We start from the raw sequence: 17,890 nt of genomic DNA on the forward strand, positions 1-17,890 counted from the left end.
TCCTTTGGTGTTTGGAATGGCTGCCGGTCATCAACACCGGCAGTCCGATTTAGATCAGGCTGATGCTCCGGTCGGGTCGGTGATCAGGATATTGTCAGGGTTCAGTCCGCTTAGACTGTCCAACCCTGCGAAATGCGCCATTGTTTCGACGGTAGCTGCAGCCGGCGCTGTGTAGTCGACTTTGACCAGAACGCTGTCGTCTCCATCTGTCGCCAATAAGTAGATTTCGTCGCCCGCTTGAATTCCCGTCAGGCTTTCGACTGCGGTTTCGATCGTGCTGGCTGACAGATCAGTCAGGACGGTGGTCAAACCGATGACGCCTGTGTTGGTTCCAACCGCGCTGCCTACACTTAACGTTTCAACCCCTGTGCCATTGCCGCGCAAAGTAGAGTGATCAAGGCCACTGAACATCAACGCATCAGCCACATCCGCCGCAGCACCGATTGAAAAGCCGGTGATCGTGTCCACTCCGTTGGCCGCTGGTTCTGCTTCGAATACAACAATATCGCGACCCGCGTCGGAGACGTTGATGGCATCGTCGCCGTCTTGGCCTCGAACAAAGCTGTCCACTTCACTGGCGACTAACGTGTCATTTCCATCTGTCCCAAAAATAACGGTCGTCGGGCCCCCATCGGGGGTGTTGAGCGACAGCTCAATTGGTTGACCGGGGTCCTGAACGCTCATGGTAAATGTCACCAAGGGTTGGTCCAGGTCCGTAAAGCTTGTCGCGACACCAGCAAAGTTGACTACGGAGCTTCCGACCGGGTTGGACAGATACAGACCGAAAGCACTGTTCCCGGCATCTGATCCAGCGTCAAAGGTAACGACCGACGGATCAAATCCCAACTCGAGCGTCATCGCAAGACCGCTGGAAATGTCGCGATCTGAATCTGCGAAAACCTGGAAGGTGATTGTCGAACCACTCCGGCCTGCTTCAGCAATGACGTAGGCGCCGGGTGTGTGTGCTGTCGCCTCTCCGTTTGCCGGCAGGGGATCAGGGCCACCCGAAACTGTCGCCTGAGCCTGAAAGTTCAGATCTTCACCAGCCGAAACGCCTGTGAATTCAGATGCCGGAACCGCAAGCGACCAGGTGCCATCGGCTGCGATGGTGGCGGTGCCGACCGAGTTGCTGTTGAGTGTTACGTTCACCGCTTGGCCAGCGCTGAGGCCAACAGAAGTTCCAGACACAACGAACCCGGAATTCTGCGCGTCGCTGAGTGATACCGAATTGTTTGTCCCCACAGTATTCAGGCCCAACAAAGGCCGGAAGTCCGTGGCCAGCGTTGTGGTCGCCGGAATGGCGCTGTTTCCGGCCTGATCACTGACCGCAGCTGTAAGGGTGAAATTTGTACTGTCCGACAATCCGGAAAGATCTGCCGCAGGTACAGTGACCGACCACGCACCACCTGAGGCGATACCCGTATATGGGTGGCCATCCAACGTGACGGTAACAACTTGCCCATCTTCGGCTGATGTCGCGCCAGAAATGGAAAGATCGCTGCCTTTTTCCGAGACATCCAGAACCGATCCGACGGGTAATGGGTCAATCGTAACAGTTGGTGCGGTGAAGTCCGTGCTAAATCCGGCACTGGCACCTGCGCTGTTTCCAGCAGTGTCGGAAACTGACGCATTTACACCGTAGGTTTCTCCGTCTTGCAGGCTGTTCAGGCCGGCCGCAGGGGCAACCAACGTCCAACTTCCGCCACTGACCGTTGTGGTGTGACTCAGGTCAACAGTGCCATCTGGCCTGACGATTTCAACGGTGATTGTGGTGCCGTCCGGGGCATCTGAGGTCCCGGAGACAATCAGATTCGTGCCCCGTTCAGCCAAGTTCATAACCGGACCGTCGGACAAGTTGGTTATGGCGATGGAATACGGCGTAAAGTCAGTGTCAAAACTGCCGTTCGCCTGTACTGCTGGATTTCCCGCTGCATCTGTCACATTTGCAGTCACCGGGATTGTTGAACCATCGGACAACGCGTTCAGATCTGCTGCGGGTATTGTCGCGCTCCAGGCACCGGCAGAGACAGTGCCAGTATAGTCCAACCCATTTAGCGAAACGGTTACAGTTTGACCGTCCTCCGCATTGGTTGCTCCAGTGATGGTCAGGTCTGTGCCGCGCTCGGTGGCATTCATAACAGCACCATCGGAAAATCCGTCGATCGTCACGGTCGGGGCGGTGACATCCTTGGAAACAGGAGTATTGGCTTGGCTGGCTGCAATCCCGCCAGCATTTGATACATCTGCAGTGATGGTAAACGCATCTCCGTCTGCCAATGCCCCAAGGTCGGCCGCAGGTATGGTCACTGACCAGTTGTTGCCGGATACGACGCCGGTGTAACTCTGGCCGTCCAGCATGACAGTGACCTGCTGGCCGTCTTCCACGTTGCCTGTAATCCCCGAGACAACCAAATCTGAACCAACGTCTACGGCGTTCAGAGCGGAACCGATCGACAGTGGCGAAATGGAAACCGCAGGACCAGTTAGATCCACCGGAACCGAGGCTTTTGCTGGAACTGAGGTGTTTCCAGCTGCATCGCTGACAACAACCTCTACCGACACCGGGGTGCCTGAGGGCAAGTTTGCAAGGTCAGCGGACGGAATGGTAACACTCCAGCTTCCGTCAGAGGCCGTTGTCGAATAGGTCTGTCCGCCAAATTCGACGACAACCGCCCGACCATCAGCGGCCGTTGTCGATCCGCTCAGTTCCATATCGTTCTGTACATCTACCAATTCGATCTTATCGACAGGCAGCGGGTTCAAGCTGAGTGTAGGGGCCGAAAAGTCCGTCCCAATGCTTTCACTGACCTGGGCCGCAGGATTGCCCGCCGCATCTGAAACATCTGCCGTCAAAACGAATGTTTCCCCATCCGGCAGCACGGCAAGGTCACTGGCAGGAACGGTTACGACCCACTGGCCGTCAGATACGGTGCCGGAATATATTTCGCCGTTCAGAGTGAGAGTTACTGTCTGACCATTTTCCGCGCTTGTCGTCCCAGAGACGGTTAGATCCGTTGCGCTTTCCGCGGCGTTTACGACCGGACCGTCTGACAAACCGGAAATTGTCAAAGTGGGGGAAATGGTGTCGATGTTGAAGGATAGGGTCTCAACCGACAGCTCTTGCCCGCCGCTGTCCAGGTGGCGAATAGTGACGTTCTGCACACCTTGTGGCAGGCCGGCCGCTTCGACGCTTGTCAGCGAAATGCTCCAGCCCCCGTCTGGATTGAGTGGCACAGTCTTGACCAAAGAGCCGATAGAAAGTTCCACCGTTTCGGTTCCATCCGGGACTCCGATATCCGTTTCCGCGCTACTGAGTGCAGTGGATTGCGCCTGCGCCAGATTCAAAACCTGAGGTGCTGTTGGTGGGACGGGTTGGAAATCGCCATCGTCTCCTCCTCCGCCGCCAGCACCTGCCGCCGCGGCGCCAGCCAGGCCCAATCCGCCCAATGCTGCACCGACGCCACTGATGCCGCCTCCAGCGGCAGCTGTACCACCTGCTTCGGCGGCCAAACTGAATTGCGCAATTTCACTCACGGCGTTTTCGGCGATCATTATCGCGCCACTGTCCAGAATCTGAACATTTTCAGCGGCGACGATCATCGTGCGACCGTCGACCATCTTCAGCAGAACATCGCCATTTTTCAGTAGCTTCACTGACTGAACGCCGGGGATCGTTTCAGCAAATTGAAAAGCATAAAGTTCTTCAATCGTTGCCTGTGCCAAAGCAGGCAGAGCCATTAGCGTAGAACCAAGTCCCCCGGCGATGCCGCGCCCGGCCCAACGTCGTATTTTGCCATCAATCCACCGGCGAATGTGGTCCTTGCGACCATTGTCTGATCCAGAATCTGCAGGTTTGGTTTTGGGATCATGTTCTTTGGTCATCTTACCCTCACATATGATGTCTGCGTCCGCCCGGGCAGGCCAGGTTTTGTTCATCAGTCTTTCGCTTCTGTGACTCATGCGGTCGGAACAGGAAAAATTGTGTTAAACTGAAACCGAACTCCTCGTTTTCACCACAATTCCGCTTTGGTATCGGGCCGGGCATCGGATCATCCTGCAATCACTGCCAGGAGTGGCGTGGGGTGATTTGATATGATGCTTCAGTTCGAAGGCGTGGTTGCAACAGGGAGCACAGCGCTCGATTCAGGTATCCGTGATACGGCTTTAAAAACGTTTAACGGGAACACGTATTTGTACAGTCTGACCGGCCCCGGCGGGGGTGTTGCCGTCTGGAAGCTTATCGATGGCGCTGTTCCACAACTGGTCGATACCCAGTATTTTAGTGGCTCGATCATGTTTCAGGTTGGTCGCACCGGTACAGCAGTTTCTTTCGGCGGCAGTGATCAACTTGTCCTGGATATCGACACTGCAAACGGTCTGGTGGGGTATGAATTGAACCCCGATGGGACAGTTGGAACCTTGCGTGAAACCGGGACATTGACAGGCGGTGGTGACATATCAGCCCTGGTGAAACTGTCGACCGGATCCGGCGACATGTTGATGATGGCACATGAAGATACCGGGCGGATTGTGACTTATACGGTGAACGGAGACGGCACATTGACGTCCTCGGGCGTGATCGAGGAGCGATCTGTTTCGATGGATGGCGTACGTATAGGTGCAGACAGTTTTGTGGTCTCGGTCGACGCGGTCGACAACACTGTCTCGACATACCGGGTTGATGCGGGGAACGGTGCCATAACCGTGGTAGACAATAGCGAGGCCCTGACGACTTTGGGAATAGCGACGCCCACTGCTGTCGAAGTGATGCAGGCGCATGGCAAGTCTTGGGTTGTGGTCGCAGGGGCTGAAAGCAACTCTCTCAGTGTGATGGAACTGGCTGCAGACGGTCGTTTGATCCCAACCGACCATGTCCTGGATTCGCTTCACACACGGTTTGAATCGGTTAAGGATCTGTCGGTGGTCGAGGTCGACGGGCATGTATTTGTGGTCGCGGGTGGTGGTGATGATGGAATCACATTGTTCACCATGACACCTGACGGGCAATTGGTGCATTTGGAAAGTTTTGCCGATACGCTCGAAAGCGGTTTGCAGAATGTGGAATCTTTCAGTGTCGCGCAGGTCGGCGACGAACTGCAGATTCTGGTTGCTTCGCAACAGGACGCAGGGCTGACCCAGCTTACCGTGGATGTCACGGGCTTGGGTGTCGTGCGCAGCGGTTTTGAAACCGTAAATGGCACAGCCGGGCATGATATGCTCAGCGGCAGTATCCTTCCCACGACCCTGGTTGGCGGTGGCGGGGATGACATACTGATTGCGGGTTCCGCTGCGACCACGATGACAGGCGGGGCGGGTGCCGACATTTTTGTTATGCAATACGGGGCGCAAACCTCCACGATTACGGATTTTCAGGTCGGAATCGATCGGTTGGACATGTTCGATTTTCCGTTGCTTAGAACCCCCGGACAGTTGACCTTTACCGCGACGGTGCAGGGTGCACGGATTGAATACCTCAATGAGACGATAAACGTGAACTCCGCCACAGGTGGTCCGCTGACCAGCGCTCAGGTGTTTGGCGCGGGATTTGGCGGCCCCGATCACATCCCCGTCGATTTTGGCGATTTTGCGGGGCTCGATCCGGGCAGTTCCGATGGGGTAGTAGGGGCTGTTTCAATCAATTCCGAAACCGCCAATCCCAGCCTCAGTGATGCAGAGATCAGCTTCACCCCAAATGGCGGTGCCACGATCAGTGCACGCGCAGACAGTAATGGGCAGTTCGACCTGAGCTTGCCGCCCGGCACTTTTGAGGGTGAGATTGACGTCATCAAGACCTATTCAACCGCAAGCAAAGACATCAACGCCTTGGACGCGTTGCAGGTCCTGCGTATCTCGGTCGGGCTGGACCCGACATGGGGACCGGCGTCGCCCGAGAATTTGATCGCGGCAGATATCAACCGGGATGGTTCCATAAATGCATTCGATGCATTGTCGATCCTGCAAGTGGCCGTCGGACAACCCACTTCTGTTCGCCCGGAATGGATTTTCATTGACGCCGACGCGGATCTTTTGGGGATCACGCGCACCAACGTCTCTTATGACACCGGGGCCAATGTGGTCGCTTTTGACGGTTTGATTGCCGCCGATATGACCTCGATCCTATTGGGAAACCTCGAAGCGCCTTAGAGCGACCAGACGATCATTCGCGGAACGCCCGGTTAAAATAATCCGCCAATGGTTTGACGAGATAAGACAGCGGCGTACGTTCGTCCGTCTTGATAAGTGTTTCCACGGGCATTCCGGGCAACAGTTCCTGGCCGTTCAGGCGATCAACTTGCCCGTCTTGCGGAACAACCTCGGCGCGATAGAATGTCTGGCCCGTATTGTCGTCAGTAAACGTGTCCGCAGAGACTGTGATAACCTGGCCGTCAATTTCCGGTGTTTCACGCTGATTGAATGCGGGAAACCGTAATAAAACCGGCTGGCCAACATGCAACTGGTCCACGTGGATCGCATCGACCCGTGCGGCCACCAACAGAGGCGTGTCCTGCGGTACCAAGTACATCATTGGTTCTGCCGGTTGGATCACAGACTGCAACGCGAAGACCTGACTCCCATAGACCGTGCCCGATACAGGCGCTCGGATATCCAGTCGCGAAAGGCGGGTGTCCAGCGACAGGCGACGCTCGGCCAGTTCTGAAATCTGGGATTGAATGTCACGCAGGGTTGAAATGGCTTCCTCGCGCCGCGTCGCCTCAAGCTCGACAATCGCGATTTCGGTCGCTGATATCTGCCCTCGTAAGCGCGCTGCGGCGGCTTCCAGCCGACCAATATCCCCGGTTAGGCTGGCCTCTTCGCGCTGTAGGGCCGAAACACGGCTGGCCTGGGTGAGGCCACGTTGAAGCAGGCTTTGCTGATCATCCAGTTCGGCCTGAATCAATTCGACCTGACGGCGCAGCGAGACAAGCTGCGCTTCGGTGCCGTCAATCTCGCTCTCGATCTGAATGGTTTGTTTGCTCAGCTGTTCGGTTTGCTGGTTCAGTGTGTTTAACCGCGCCTCGAACAGGCGTTGCTGACCGGCGATCAGATCATCCCCTATGCTCTCTTGCTGTTGAATCTCGGCCAGTTGAGCGGCCAGAGCGTTCGCATCTGCGCCATCGCGCTCGGTCTCTAGCCGGGCTCTGCGAGCCAACAATTCGAACAACTGGGCTTCGACGATGGTTTTCTCCGACGACAGAAATGTATCATCCAATCGCAACAGCAGATCGCCACTGGTGACGGCATCACCGTCGCGCACATAGATTTCACCAACAACTCCACCGTCCGGGTGTTCAATCACCTGACGGTTGCTTTCTACTTCGATAATACCCTGAGAGATGATGGCCCCGGCCAAACGCGTGTTGACTGCCCAAACGCCCAAACCGCCAACAAGGATAGCAAGGGCCGAAAAACCGACCAGGGCAGGGATCGTTATGCGCCACACCGGATTCGGGTTTTTTTCTGCTGTATTTTGCATCAGTTGCTTGCCTTGCTGAGGTTGCGCTTGATTGATCCGGCGTTTTGGACAACTGCGCCCAGAACCTCATCACGTGGTCCGGATTTAACAACCTGCCCGCGCTCGACAACCGCAAGATCATCACATTCCGAAATCGCCTGAGGTCGGTGAGTCATAATGATCGCTGATTTTCCTGCGGCCTTGAGGTCGCGGATGGCGGCGTTCAGTGCCTCTGTCCCATCTGCATCCAGCGCCGAGTTCGGCTCGTCCAGGATCAGCAAAACGGGGTTTCCGTACAGCGCGCGAGAAAGTGCGATCCGTTGTTTCTGACCGCCTGACAACTGGCTGTCATTGCCTTCCAAGATCGTGTCGTAGCCTTTTTCAAGAGTAAGAATTAACTCATGTGCGTTGGCTTTTTTGGCTGCTTTTACCACGGCCTCGGGGTCGGGTTCTTCTGACATACGCGCGATATTTTCGGCGACTGTTCCATTAAACAACGTGACCTCTTGCGGAAGGTATCCGATATGCTGACCCAGATCCGTTGGATCATACTGATCCAGCGTTGCGCCTCCCAACCGGATCTCGCCTGCTGCCGGATGCCAAATACCCAAAAGCGCCTTGGCCAGTGTGGATTTTCCCGATCCGCTTTTTCCGATAACACCAAGCGCTCGTCCGGGTTCAAGGTTCAACGAGACGTTGCGCAGGGTTGGAGTATCCGCACCGGGGGGGATCACTGTCAGGCCTTTGGCCGTCAGGCGCGCTTCGGGCACGGGTAGTTTGGTGCGCTGTGCTTCGGGTGGCGTGGCGTCCAAAAACCGGTTTAGCGAAGTCCATGCAGTTCGGGCACGTTCCACGACGGCCCATTGTCCAACGACCTGTTCGACCGGCGCCAAAGCGCGACCCAACAGGATCGAGCCTGCGATCATCGCGCCGGGGGTCAGTTCATTGCGCAGAACCAGCAATGCCCCAAGTGCCAGCATTGCAGACTGCAAAAACAGCCGCAGCGATTTTGTCACCGACGAAAAACTGCCGGTCCAGTCGCTGGCGGCAATTGTCTGTTGCAAGGCGTTTGTGCGCTGCCGCTGCCATCTGCGTGTGATGTCTTCTTGCATGCCCTGCGAGCGTACGACCTCGGCCGCTTGTCTGGCATGTTCGGAAAAGATGTTGGCCTTTGCCGAAGCGGACTGCGCCATGGCGACCTTGCGACGGGTCAGCACCTGGTTCAGCAGCGCGATTACCACCAAAAGCGAACCGCCACCTACCGCCAACCAGCCCAGAAGAGGATGGAATAGAAAGATCGCAGCGATAAAGACCGGTGTCCATGGGATGTCCATGACGGCCAACAATACCGGGGAGGAACACAGGTTTTGGATGGACTCCAGATCCCGCAACGCCGTTGCAGGCGCGGCGCGCGCACGCGGGTGTAGCGATCGGCGCAGGGTCGCATCAAACACGCGTTCGTCCAATTGTGACTGAAATCGCGCACCGAAACGCGCCACGATTCGGCCCCGTGCGAAATCGAGCATCGCCATAAGGCCGTACAAAAGTGCCACCAGCAGGAACAGCGCCGCCAGGGTTTCGACCGCTCGTGACCCAAGAACGCGATCATAGACTTGCAACATGAACAAGGGTCCGGTCAGCATCAGCAAGTTGACAAAGATACTGAACAGAAATGCCAGCGCCAGAAATGTGATGCCTTGATTGCGCGCTGATTGCATTTCATGTCTTGGCTGGGCGGCCATGCGGTTCTCAATATTCACGAACGAAGCTTCTCGTTTTCTGTTGCTCGGGTTGCGAATGGGCTAGCATTCGCGCGCATCCTAGACTCATGTCCCAACAGTGGAAATGCATGTCGTCACGGATTGTCCATATGCCGCCGACAGCATTAGTAACAGGGTTATTGGCATCCGACTTTCGTGTTGATCGAATTGATATTTTCTTTGATCTTCACGTAGCGCAATTGAGGCAGAGTCCACATGGAAAACATCTCAGACCCCATGACCCGCGTTCTTGTCGTGGTTGCGCCCGGCTTTAATCTGGCCGCTACAATGGGATTTATTGATCCGTTTCGAGCGGCCAACTATCTGGATGGGACGCTCTATTTCAAATGGGACTTTGTGTCCGAGGATGGCGGCTATTGTATCGCAAGCAATGGGGCCGGAATAAATACTGTGGCGCTGGGCGATGTCGATGCGGCCGATATCGTGGTGGTTTCAACAAGCTGGACGCCTGAAAAGCATGTAACTCAGAAAACGGGCAACGCACTGCGTCAGTGGGCGCGTAGCGGTGCCACCTTGGGTGGGTTGGATACCGGAGCATTCATCTTGGCGTGGGCCGGACTGCTGAAGGGGCGCCGGGCGACTGTTCACTACGAACATATCGATGCTTTTCAAGAGCTTTACCCGGATGTCAACGTTGTCGAAAACCTGTTTGTACTGGATGGAAACCGGATTTCCTGTTGCGGCGGTAACGCCTCCGTGGACTTTGGATTGCAGATTGTGAAAGGCGTTTGCGGCAGCGCTCTGGCAAATGCGGCTGCCAGATATATCTTTCACGATCGTCTCAGAGGGCCTTCGGATCTGCAGCAGCCACAACACAGCGAACCTTTGGGCTCAACGGTTCCTGCCAAGCTAAGGGCGGCCATTCAGGAGATGGAGGCCAATCTGGAAAATCCGATTCCTGTGCCCGAGATTTGCAAGAAGGCTGGGATATCTCACCGCCAGCTGGACCGATTGTTTGGAACCTACATCAAGAAGACGCCCGCTCTGTATTACCGGGATATCCGATTGGACCGAGCGCGGGGCTTGGTAACGCAGACGGAACTGCCTATTGCCGAAGTGGCAGTCGCATCCGGATTTGCCAGTCAGGTGCATTTCAGCCGTGCGTATAAAGAGCGTTTCGGGTTGCCGCCGACCCGCGACAGGGTGGATGGTCGGGTCCCGTTTGAGTTTCGGGCATGGCCGATGCATCGCAAATCCAAGGGATAATAATGGGCTATTTCCGATTGGCGTAAAATGTAAAATATACGGCGAAAAAAGTTAAGAAAACGGGTGAAAATGGTCTGACTATTGACGCTGTGAGCCAGCCAATGGGTCGTTGTTTACCCCAGAGCCGTGGAGTTTCCGATGCGCGATCTGCCGTCAAAAGACCAATTCAAACGGATATCCGAAGGTTTCAGTCCAGATCCTTTCAACACGAACTCTTTGAAGGCCGAAGCTTATGTCGATCCTGCGTGGAATCAGGTCGACCTAAACGAAATCATCGCAAAGACCTGGCAATGGGTGTGTCATGTCGAAAAACTCCGCACGCCCGGATCCTTTGTCACGGTCGAGATTGCTGGCCGTTCCATTGCAGTCGTGCGTGATCGTGAAGGCGAACTGCGCGCTTTTTATAACGTTTGCAAGCATCGGGCACATCATTTGCTGACCGGTGAAGGCCAGACAACGCGGATCATGTGCCCCTACCATGCGTGGGTTTATAAATTGGATGGTCAGCTTGTTCGCGCGCCCGAGACCGAGAGTCTGACCAATTTCAACACCAGGGACATTTGTCTGGATCAGGTGCAGGTCGAAGAGTTCGCGGGCTTTATCTACGTCAACCTCGATCCATCTGCGCGCCCGTTGCGCGAGGTGTCCGGAGAACTTGAGACGGAAATACGTCATTGGGCCCCGGATATCGAAAAACTGACTTTTGGCCATCGCCTGACCTATGACATCAAGTCCAATTGGAAGAACGTGGTCGACAACTTCCTTGAATGCTACCACTGCCCGACTGCGCATAAGGACTTCTGCGACCTGGTGGATATGGACACCTACAAAGTGACCACATATGGCATTTACTCCAGCCACATGGCCGAGGCTGGTAAGGGTACCAACACCGCCTACAACGTCTCGAACGCGACTGTGCGCACGCACGCCGTTTGGTGGTTGTGGCCAACGACCTGCCTGATGCGCTACCCAGGTCGATCTTCGATGATCGTTCTGAATATCATCCCCATCGGTCCCGATCGGACGCTGGAAACTTATGATTTCTTTCTCGAGACCCCGGAACCGGACGAAGCAGAGCTTGAGGCGATCCGCTATCTGGACCAAGTCCTGCAACGTGAAGACATCGACATCGTCGAAAGCGTTCAGCGCGGGATGAGCACGCCTGCGTTCACGCAAGGGCGTATTGTGCATGACCCGAGCGGTTCAGGTAAATCTGAACACGCGGTGCATCACTTCCACGGGCTGGTTCTTGATGCCTATGCAAAGGCGGCCCCGTGACACGGTCGAACATTGTTGTGGTCATGGCTGACCAACTGGCGCCGCAGTTTTGCGGCGCCTATGGCCACCCGACCGTGAAAACACCGCACGTTGATGAACTTGCGGCCCGCGGGATGAGGTTCGATGCGGCGTATTGCAACTCACCCCTGTGCGCTCCATCGCGTTTCGCCTTCATGTCTGGCCAATTGATTAGTCGGATCGCGGCCTATGACAATGCCAGCGAGTTCCGGGCCTCAGTCCCAACGTTCGCGCACTACCTGACGGCGCTTGGATATCGCACATGTTTGTCTGGCAAAATGCACTTTATCGGTCCAGACCAAAAACACGGGTTTCAGGATCGCGTCACGACGGACATCTATCCAGCCGATTTCGCCTGGACTCCAGACTGGGAGGCTCCGGACGAACGAATCGACAAATGGTATCACAACATGCAAACGGTCAAAGAAAGCGGCACTGCTGTAGCGACCTTTCAGACCGACTATGATGACGAGGTCGAGTTCGCCGCGCGACGCTGGCTAATCGACCGCGGCAGGGATCGTGCTGCTGGGGACAAATCGCCGTTTTGTTTGGTCACCAGCTTCATCCACCCGCACGATCCCTATGTGGCCAAGCCGGAATGGTGGGACCTCTACTCGGATGCAGAAGTACCAATGCCGGAGTTCACGTTGATGCCCGAGGATCAAGATCCTTTCTCGCGTCGGGTGATGGACGGCATCGAGGCGAGTTATGTACCGCTGACCGAAGAAGAAGTTTGCCGGGCCCGTCGCGCCTATCTGGCTAATGTCAGTTATTTCGACAGCAAGGTAGGAGCTATAGTGACGGCGTTGGACGACATAGGAGAGTTGGACAATACCATTATCATCGTGACCGCAGATCACGGCGATATGCTGGGAGAACGCGGCCTGTGGTATAAAATGAACTTCTTCGAACACTCGGCCCGGGTGCCGTTGATCATGGCGGGTCCGGGGGTGAAGCAGGGTGAGGCCCCAAACGCGTGTTCGTTGGTTGATATGCTTCCGACTTTTGTCGATATCGCCGACGGCATTGATGACATGCTCGGCGAGCCCGTTGACGGCCGTTCACTGATGCCGCTTGCGCGTGGTGAATGTGATCCGGTTGACGAAGCCATCGGCGAATATTGCGCCGAGATGACGCCATATCCTGTCTTCATGATCCGACGCGGATCGCTGAAATACATCCACTGCGACCCTGATCCGCCGCAGCTTTATGACCTTGCCACCGATCCGCTTGAAAAGGTCAATGTCGCTGGCGATCTGGCATTTGCAGAGCAGGCCGCTGCGTTTTCTGAAGAAGTCGCGCGCCGCTGGGACAGCGAACAACTGCGCGCCGACGTGATTGCAACTCAAAAATCTCGCCGGGCACTTCACGCCGCAATGGAAGCGGGCGCCGGAGAAGCATGGGATTACAACCCGCCGAGAGACGCGGCGCAGGAATACGTTCGCAACCACGTGGACTGGACGGCGGCGGCAACCCGCTATCGCTATCCGCCGTTAAAGGAGACTGACAAATGATGCTGAAAGGCAAAACCGCTTTGGTCACCGGAGGGCGCGGCGGGATCGGTCGCGCCATCGTTTCCCGCTTTCTACGCGAGGGCGCGCGGGTCTTTGCAGCGGATATTACGCCCGAGGGGTCATTGGCGTCTCATGACGATGATGGCAGCATTTTTGTTAAACTCGACGTCACCAAAGAAACAGATGCAATTGCCGCGATGGAACAAGTTGCTGCCGAAGCAGGTCAGCTGAACATCCTTGTCAACGCCGCCGGAATAGAGATTGAAAAGACCATCGAAGAAACCTCACTTGAGGAATGGAACCTGTCATTCGCAGTCAACGTGACGGGGACTTTTTTGACCTCGAAACACAGTCTGCCCTTGATGCGTAAGGCAGCAGCATCTGGGGCTTCCGCTTCGATTATCAATTTCGGTAGCTATGACGGGTTCATCGCCGATCCGGGTTTGGCCGCCTATTGCGCAACGAAGGGCGCGGTGCACGCTTTGACCAAAGCGATGGCTTGTGACCACGGGCCTGAAGGTATCCGCGTGAATGCGATTTGCCCGGGTTATGTCGATACACCTATGTTGCAGAGTTTTTTTACCGGCGACGGGTCAGGCGCGGGCGGCAAGTCGATCGGTCAACTGCAGCAGGCAGTTCGCGACGTGCATCCTATGCGTACTTACGGTACGCCGGATGACATAGCCAATCTGGTGAATTGGCTGGCTTCGGATGAGGCACGCTATGCTAGCGGACAGCTCTGGGTTCTGGACGGAGGGCTGAGCGCGCAGGTTCAGCAGATGAAGCTTTGAAAGTTGTAAAGCCGAGTTTCCAAACAGAACTAGAAATTGGAGATTTGACTCTGAGCGATGGTATCGCCTTCGCGCAGCAGGCCGAGGCACTAGTATTGGCCCGTTGGCGGCACATGAGTGATTATTGGTCAGCATTCTGTAAGAGAGGCATCCAGACAAACATGTTGATTAACCTTGATACGGTCAAAGATGTGGGGGAAGTAACACCCGCGCCAGAACCTGCGAACGGGGAAAAAATGACCCAAATGCCGGAGGTGCTTTGATGCGGTTGGCTGGAAAAAGAGCGCTGGTTACTGGGGGCCGCCAAGGGATTGGGCGCGGGATTGTCGACGCGTTCCTCAGGGAAGGTGCCGTTGTCACGACCTGTGGGCGCGGGGCAAGACCTGACGGGTTGCCAGATGATGTTATCTGGTACCCGCTGGATGTCGCTAACGCTGACGCAGTTGAAGATCTGGCACACACGACCAATGGCACGGATATCCTCGTCAACAATGCGGGTGTTCAGGTCGAAAAATCCGTCGCCGACAGTACGGATGCCGATTGGGAGGCTGTGATTGGCACGAATTGTCGGGGCGTATTCAACCTTTGCCGCGCTTACATCCCGCGGATGACCGAGGGGAGCTCGATTATCAATATTGGGTCGATCTCGGGTAAGGCCGCGGACCCTTCGATGGCGCTTTATAATGCGTCCAAGGCGTTCGTGCACGGGCTGACGCGGTCGATTGCTGTCGATCATGGTCCTGAAATCCGGTGCAATGCGATCTGCCCTGGCTGGATCGAAACCGGAATGCTCGACGCGGGATTTGATCTGGCGTCTGACCCGACAGCGGCACGTCAGGATGCACTGAAGCGGCATCCAACTCGGCGCTTTGGAAGGCCCGAGGATATCGCCAGCATGGCGGTTTGGCTGGCTTCGGATGAGGCCGGTTTTGCCACGGGTCAGCTGTTCACGGTGGATGGTGGTATGACGGCTGCCTCACCCCTTAATCCGGGATTGTTTTGATGCACACTCAGCATACGGCTTGCCTTGGGGGCGGGGTGATTGGCGCCAGTTGGGCCGCGTTGTTTCTGGCATCTGGCCGTTCAGTTGCGATGTATGATCCGGCCCCGGACGCTGAACTGAAAGTGCGCGCCTATGTAGAAATGGCATGGCCAGCAATGGTCGAATTAGGGCTGGCAGAGCAGGGGACACCCGATGCAATCACCTTCTGCCGGGACGCGGCCAGCGCTGTCGCAGGTGCAGGGTTTGTGCAGGAAAACGTGCCAGAGCGTCTGGAGATCAAACACGCGATATTTTCCGAGATCGAGCCCTCATTGGCACCTGATGCGATTGTCGCCAGTTCCGCCTCGGGGTTGACGCTTAGCCAAATGCAGCGGGGTTGGAAAAACCCGGCTCGTTTCGTTCTGGGGCACCCGTTCAACCCACCGCATCTGATACCTTTGGTTGAAGTTCTGGGAAATGACAAAACGGACAATGGTGTGGTCGAGGCGGCGCAGGGTTTCTACGAAAGCCTCGGCAAGACCACGATCCGCGTCAACAAAGAGGTTCCAGGTCACGTGGCCAATCGCCTGCAAGCCGCGATCTGGCGAGAGGCTATCCATCTGGTGACATCAGGCGTTGCTTCGGTCGAAGATGTCGATAAGGCGGTCTGGGCGGGTCCGGGTTTGCGGTGGGCCGCTATGGGCCCGACAATGTTGTTCAACCTTGGGGCCGCTGAAGGTGGACTGCAGGCTTTTTGCGATCATTTTTCCCACACATTCAACGGATGGTGGGATGATTTGGGTGACGTTCACTTGGACGACGATGTGACCCGACAATTGGTTGACGGCGTTGAAGCCGAAGCGCGCGGAAAATCACCGGCCGAGCTGTCACGGCAACGCGATGCCATGATCGTCGCATTGCAAAAATCAGTTGCGGGTTTGCGCTGACAATTGGCTGCTGTGCAAAGGTTTACGACGATCATCGCCGAGTTGACGCCAATCGGTCCTTTGCCGCGCGCCCAACGACGCTTTGATGTGTGGCTGAACACCGCGCATTTGCATGTGTTCAGCTGCATAGTCAGCCGTTTTCGCCCAATACCTTTATAGCCCCAAGAAGACGGGCGATTTCCTGTTCGGTGTTGTAGTGGCAAAAGGAAATGCGGATGCAGTCCGTCAACCCCAGCGGTGTAAGAACGTTGCCGGAATAGTGGTCGGCCTTTCGGGTATGGGTGCGAATGCCTTGTTGGTTCAAAATCTCGACCACATCTTCGGATGCGCGCCCCTCGATCGCAATTGACACCAGCCCTTCGCGTGCCGGGTTGTCAGCTCCGGCCAGAACGGTGACGTGATCCATATCGCGCAGTCCCGGCAGGTTTCCTGTTCCATTGATGGCAGTATTGGTCAGATGAGTCTCGTAGGCGTGAATAGCCCGGCCCGCAGCTTCAATGCGCTTGCGCGGCTCGGTCTCGCCCGAAACCTCGCCCCCAAGCCAGTCAAAATACGCCACCACGTCCGATACAGTTGCATATGACCCTGCATCGCGTGTCCCGAACTCCCACCCGGTCGCGGGGGCGTCGATCAGCATGTCGTGCGGCAACGCGCTGAGCTTGTCGGAGATCCACGCAATGCCGTAGCCGTGGCGCGAAAACACTTTGTAGGGTGAGATTGCGTATCCGTCGACATCATAGGCGTCTAGGTCCAACTGCCCGTGGGCCGCATGCTGAATTCCATCGACGATGATCAAGCAATCCGGCGCTACAGCACGGATCGCTGCGGAAATCGCCGCCACATCCATGCCCATGCCGGTCACGGGCGAGGCATGCAAGATCGTTGCCACCGCCACATCTGGCGTCATCAGCCCGGAATAGTCAGCGGCCGTAACCAATCCGGTGTCGTTGTCGTGCGGAACATTCACGTAATCCAGCTCCGCAATTTCGGCCCAGCGACGCGCCGCGCTGCGTGTGGCTGGGTGTTCGATGGACGAGCCGATTATTTTTGATCCTTTCGGCGCGACAAGACAAGCGGTGCGGATCATGCGAAACAGCAGCTCTGTTCCGCTCTCTCCTGCAAAGAATTGTCCGGAAGACGTGTTCATGAAAACAGCCAAGTCTTCTTTGGCCTTGTTGATCACACCTTGGGTTCCCTGACCCGCTGGGTTTATGCGTCCAGGATTGTCTGGGATCGCTGCATAAAAGGCTGACGTCTCAGCGACAGATTTCAAAGTCAGCGCTCCGCCAGCGTTCTCGAAAAAGATGCGTTCGCCTTGAAACGGGCAGGTGCTGACATGGGCAAACCGGTCGCGTATGGCGTCGATGAGGGCGGGGTTGTCTTGGATCATAGGTTTGTCCTGTGCGTAGTCAGAGCGCGGTTTACGATCGTTCGGTAAGGCTTGGTCACCGCGATAAGATTTTTTTTCGGGAAACTGTCGACATCTTTATCGAAGTTTCTGCGAACTGAAATGTTCAGGCCGCATGCTGCCATCCTGTCAAGCGAGAACGTGACATGATTGCGCTGTACCGTCGTTTTGTGTCGCTATCGAACTATTCTTTCATTAAAAATTCCCGGCGTTTATCCCGGAGATCCAGATAAGAATGGCGTCTTCTGTTGGCATGAGTGTGTGGTGACATATGCGAAACATATCGTGATCAGCTTTCACGACTTCGACTAAGTTTTTTGCCGGCTTGTGCAAACCTTCTGAAGGTTGCTTTTCACTACGACTGGAGTCTTTCCTGCAGTTAGTAGATACGCAAGTTCACTTAAAATATATTTTATTTTCAATAATTTGCCTTTTGTTGGTCTATTTACTAAAAATTTAGTTTGACAGGTGCGCAAAAAATCGCTGATGCTGCCTGCTATCCGGTTCGCGCC

General features: G+C 55.8%; 12 protein-coding genes. 8 read left to right on the plus strand and 4 right to left on the minus strand.

What is annotated here, in order from left to right:
- Positions 1–54: 54 nt before the first annotated feature.
- Positions 55–3,936 (minus strand): Ig-like domain-containing protein, encoded by a 3,882-nt coding sequence (locus tag GOW92_RS07660; RefSeq protein WP_254452953.1) that lies wholly within the window; start codon positions 3,934–3,936, stop codon positions 55–57.
- A gap of 156 nt (positions 3,937–4,092) precedes the next feature.
- On the opposite strand from GOW92_RS07660, the gene GOW92_RS07665 reads away from it, so the two are divergent.
- Positions 4,093–6,144 (plus strand): dockerin type I domain-containing protein, encoded by a 2,052-nt coding sequence (locus tag GOW92_RS07665; protein WP_170559530.1) that lies wholly within the window; start codon positions 4,093–4,095, stop codon positions 6,142–6,144.
- A 13-nt stretch (positions 6,145–6,157) separates the two neighbouring features.
- Here GOW92_RS07665 and GOW92_RS07670 read toward each other — a convergent pair whose 3' ends face one another.
- Together GOW92_RS07670 and GOW92_RS07675 are read right to left on the minus strand one after the other, a co-directional pair.
- A complete protein-coding gene (locus GOW92_RS07670) occupies positions 6,158–7,474 on the minus strand; it encodes an HlyD family type I secretion periplasmic adaptor subunit (protein WP_170559532.1) in 1,317 nt (438 codons plus the stop codon).
- Entirely contained in the window at positions 7,474–9,171 is a 1,698-nt protein-coding gene (locus tag GOW92_RS07675; RefSeq protein WP_170560750.1) for a type I secretion system permease/ATPase, read from the minus strand. The genes GOW92_RS07670 and GOW92_RS07675 overlap by 1 nt, the downstream gene beginning before the upstream one ends.
- Before the next feature lie 279 nt (positions 9,172–9,450).
- On the opposite strand from GOW92_RS07675, the gene GOW92_RS07680 reads away from it, so the two are divergent.
- The 7 genes from GOW92_RS07680 (at position 9,451) to GOW92_RS07710 (ending at position 15,970) form a co-directional block, all read left to right on the plus strand.
- On the plus strand, positions 9,451–10,440 hold the full coding sequence (locus tag GOW92_RS07680) for a GlxA family transcriptional regulator (RefSeq protein WP_254452954.1): 990 nt from the start codon (positions 9,451–9,453) through the stop codon (positions 10,438–10,440).
- Positions 10,441–10,578: 138 nt separating this feature from the next.
- Positions 10,579–11,718 carry an aromatic ring-hydroxylating oxygenase subunit alpha gene (locus tag GOW92_RS07685; RefSeq protein WP_170559536.1) on the plus strand — a complete coding sequence of 380 codons (1,140 nt, stop codon included), beginning with the start codon at positions 10,579–10,581 and terminating at the stop codon, positions 11,716–11,718.
- Positions 11,715–13,250: a choline-sulfatase gene (betC, locus tag GOW92_RS07690; RefSeq protein ID WP_170559538.1), complete on the plus strand. Its 1,536-nt coding sequence runs from the start codon at positions 11,715–11,717 to the stop codon at positions 13,248–13,250. The genes GOW92_RS07685 and betC overlap by 4 nt, the downstream gene beginning before the upstream one ends.
- Positions 13,247–14,041 (plus strand): SDR family NAD(P)-dependent oxidoreductase, encoded by a 795-nt coding sequence (locus GOW92_RS07695; RefSeq protein ID WP_170559540.1) that lies wholly within the window; start codon positions 13,247–13,249, stop codon positions 14,039–14,041. Before betC ends, GOW92_RS07695 begins: the two co-directional genes overlap by 4 nt.
- Positions 14,038–14,304, plus strand: a complete 267-nt coding sequence (locus tag GOW92_RS07700; RefSeq protein ID WP_170559542.1) for a hypothetical protein — start codon at positions 14,038–14,040, stop codon at positions 14,302–14,304. The genes GOW92_RS07695 and GOW92_RS07700 overlap by 4 nt, the downstream gene beginning before the upstream one ends.
- A complete protein-coding gene (locus GOW92_RS07705; protein WP_170559544.1) occupies positions 14,304–15,044 on the plus strand; it encodes an SDR family NAD(P)-dependent oxidoreductase in 741 nt (246 codons plus the stop codon). The genes GOW92_RS07700 and GOW92_RS07705 overlap by 1 nt, the downstream gene beginning before the upstream one ends.
- A complete protein-coding gene (locus GOW92_RS07710) occupies positions 15,044–15,970 on the plus strand; it encodes a 3-hydroxyacyl-CoA dehydrogenase NAD-binding domain-containing protein (protein WP_170559546.1) in 927 nt (308 codons plus the stop codon). The genes GOW92_RS07705 and GOW92_RS07710 overlap by 1 nt, the downstream gene beginning before the upstream one ends.
- A 130-nt stretch (positions 15,971–16,100) precedes the next feature.
- Here the strand turns inward: GOW92_RS07710 and GOW92_RS07715 are convergent, their stop codons facing one another.
- Positions 16,101–17,360 (minus strand): aminotransferase class V-fold PLP-dependent enzyme, encoded by a 1,260-nt coding sequence (locus tag GOW92_RS07715; RefSeq protein WP_170559548.1) that lies wholly within the window; start codon positions 17,358–17,360, stop codon positions 16,101–16,103.
- Between the last annotated feature and the right edge of the window lie 530 nt (positions 17,361–17,890).

Source organism: Ruegeria atlantica, from assembly GCF_013032505.1.
Lineage (GTDB): Bacteria > Pseudomonadota > Alphaproteobacteria > Rhodobacterales > Rhodobacteraceae > Ruegeria > Ruegeria atlantica_F.